This window comes from Cognatishimia coralii (assembly GCF_037478305.1).
Lineage (GTDB): Bacteria > Pseudomonadota > Alphaproteobacteria > Rhodobacterales > Rhodobacteraceae > Cognatishimia > Cognatishimia coralii.
In genome coordinates this window covers 1-3,137 of sequence record NZ_JBBGAZ010000032.1, presented here as the reverse complement: position 1 = coordinate 3,137, position 3,137 = coordinate 1, and the positions used below count along the sequence as shown (strand labels likewise).

The following is a 3,137-nucleotide window of genomic DNA, read 5'->3' as shown; positions in this document are numbered from 1 at the left end:
ATCTGGAAGCGCCAAAGCTGTGTCAGCCACTGACGCAGCGCCCTGTGGATATATTGCAATTAAGGGTACAGAATCTGCCGAAAACGCTTCCAATCCGCAGAATCTGATTAATTAGGGTACAGTGACAGACGTGAAGTAGACAAGCGCGACACCTGCATCTCTGCAAAGACAATGAACCGGCGGGGCTACACCCCCGCCGGTTCTATCGTGTCGGAGAGCGGTGTCTGCTCCATCAAACTACTGAATCTGATTGAGGTCGATGTATGTAGCGACTTGGGATTCAGTCTACGGGTGCAACGGGCGCCGCGTGCAGAACGGAGATTTTGCAGGTTCTTCGGGAAGCAGTCGCGCCACCATGCTGCTGCAGCGAGGACCTGCGACACCAACATGGTCATGTATGGTGGCAACGTAGTGGAACGCGGAGCGACTGCACGGATGCTGGAAGATCCGCAGGGTGACTATACCAACTCGCTGATCTCCGGCGTCTCGCACCTGTCGCACTAGAGGCGGGGCCAACCCACGAGGGCGGGCCCCGCGACGGGTTACTGGCTCGGCGTCCAGGGGCGGTTGTACGCCCCCACGCGCCAGTCGCCAAATTCGACGAAGCGGGGATCTGAGCCCGTCTCCAACGCGGCGGCTGCCGTGTTCAGTGCCTCGGGTGTGACCTCTGGCCAGGTGCCGGTCTCGATCCGTTCGGCCAGAATTTCAACGATCACGCTGCTTTCCGCGGCCATGAATTCGCAGTGCCCGGTGCCCTGAACGAGGGCCTGCCGATAGTGGTCGGTGGTGCCGGCCTGTTCAACCAGCGCCTCGTACCCCTGCATCAGCGAATAGGGGATGGCCCAGTCTCCCAGCATGTGGATCCGTATGGCGGGCACTTCGAGCTCTCCGGTCGTGGTGCGTCCGTCCCCGGCCCAGAAGTCGAGCGCATAGTCCGACGCCGCAATCCGGGGTTCGGCGTCAATCGTCGCAAGGTCGGCCTGAAGGTCCAGATCGGCTTCGGCATAAAGCGCCTCGACCAGCTGTTTCATCGCCGGTGCGGCGTTGGCGTAGAACGCGGCGTAATCGACGCCTTCGTTGCCGGACAACTGCTGACCCGATGCCGCATTTTCGAAGAGCAGCCGCGCAGTGCCGCCGACATTGCCGGCATTGCGCATCGCCGATTTCACCACCATATCAGCCATCGCGGCGGTATCGGACGTGTCGGGCAGGTCGGTGCCCTCGACCATCCAGGGCGACCACTGGCCGATGGCAAAGGCGAGCGCCAGACGGGCGCGACCTTCGGGCGTTTTGCCCGCGTTTTCGATCGCGCTCTTCCACGACGCCCGGATGGCGTCGAGGTTACGATCGCCACCCGCGCCTGCGTTCGGCAGACCGGCCACCGTCAGATCCGAGGCCTGGCCCAGGCCCTGTGCCACGTAATCTTCCGCCAACAGCGCCCGCATCGCGAACCAGCCGTCCAGGAAACTGCTCATAATCCAGACCGGCGTATGGGCCGCAAGCACCACCGAGCCATCGATCTTGTCCGGGAAATCTTCGGCCGAGGCAAGGCTGTCCAGACCGCCGCCGGAGCATCCGTATTGCATCACCATGTCCGGCTCGCGTTCGAGCCGGGTGAAGGTGTCCTGAACGGTCTGGAGGTTCAAGATCTCGCGCTGCGGGTCGTATTGCCAGAGCCGCAAGGGATGGCGCGCCAGACCGGCAAAGGCATAGCCGCGCGCCAGCAGATCATCATAGCGGGGCGCGTAGCCCGGGACATGGATGAAGCTGGCGAAATCGAGATCACGCAGCAGGCGGCCGTTCCAGTTCTCGGGGACACGGATCAGCCACGTGGTACCGTCAGGCAGTACGCCACTATGCTCGCGGTATGGGGTTTTGTCCTGTGCCGAGACAGGAACAGCAAGACTGGCCGCAATCGCCAGGCAAAGCATCTTCGGCCCTGCCCGATATGAAAATCGAAACATGGTTCTCCTCCAGATTGTGTTTGGGAAGGCGCAGAGCTCCTCTCATCCCGCCATCCTGTCAATAAAAGTAGATGGCTAATTTTATGAGTGTCAAGTTCATATTTACGCAAGGTCAACGCGTTTTCTGAAATTGCGCCGATGATCAGCCCCACCTGAGTGGTCCGGTTTGATTGTTAGTGCATGACCGGTCTCGGGTCCATCGGGACGATGGTTTCCGGGGCGGGAGGGCGATAGCCCAAGGCACTATGTGGTCGTTTGGTATTGTAGTGGTTCCTCCATTGTTCGATCAGGATTTCCGCTTCCCGAAGGTTGTAAAAGACTTCTCCGTTGAGCAGTTCATCGCGGAACCTGGCATTGAAGCTTTCGCAGTAGCCGTTTTCCCAAGGTGACCCGGGCGCGATGTAAGCGGTCTTGGCGCCGACGGCCCTGATCCAATCTTGAACGGCCTCAGCCACGAACTCCGGGCCGTTGTCAGACCGGATGTAATCCGGCACACCCCGCATGATGAACAGGTCGCTCAAGGCATCGATCACGTCACCCGAGTTCAGCTTGCGCTTCACCTTTATCGCCAGGCATTCCCGGCTGTGCTCGTCCAAGATGTTGAGCGTCCGGAAGACCTTTCCGTCCTCCGTCCGGCAGTGGACAAAGTCATAGCTCCAGACGTGGTTGCGATACTCAGGACGCAGCCGGACACAGGATCCGTCATTCAGCCAGAGCCGTCCCTTCTTCGGTTGCTTCATTGGCACTTTCAGCCCCTCTCGTCGCCATAGGCGCTCGACCCGCTTGTCGTTCACCTCCCAGCCCGCATCTCTCAGCAAAGCCGCGATCCGACGATAGCCGTAGCGGCCATACCGCCGCGCCAGCTCGATCATGTCCGCGACCAGACGCTCCTCATCGGCACGGCCTTGCGGCACCTTCCTCTGCGTGGATCGGTGCTGACCCAAGACACGGCAGGCGCGTCTCTCGGACAGATGGAACCGGGTGCGAACGTGATCAATGCAGGCACGGCGGCGAGCGGGGCTCAGAAGTTTCCCTTTGCCGCCTCCTGTCACTGTACCCTCATTAATCAGAATTGCCTTTAAAATTATCGTTTGTTTTCAGCGGCACGATGTACCCTTAATTTTCATATTGTACCGTTAATTGCCATACTGTACCCTTTATTAGCATACGGTC

General features: G+C 59.9%; 1 protein-coding gene and 1 pseudogene. Both read right to left on the bottom strand.

What is annotated here, in order from left to right; genetic code table 11:
• Positions 1-542 precede the first annotated feature (542 nt).
• A complete protein-coding gene (locus tag WG622_RS19165; RefSeq protein ID WP_243614748.1) occupies positions 543-1,964 on the bottom strand; it encodes a hypothetical protein in 1,422 nt (473 codons plus the stop codon).
• Positions 1,965-2,137: 173 nt separating this feature from the next.
• A pseudogene (locus WG622_RS19160) lies at positions 2,138-3,001 on the bottom strand (IS3 family transposase); the annotation flags it as partial.
• Positions 3,002-3,137 lie beyond the last annotated feature (136 nt).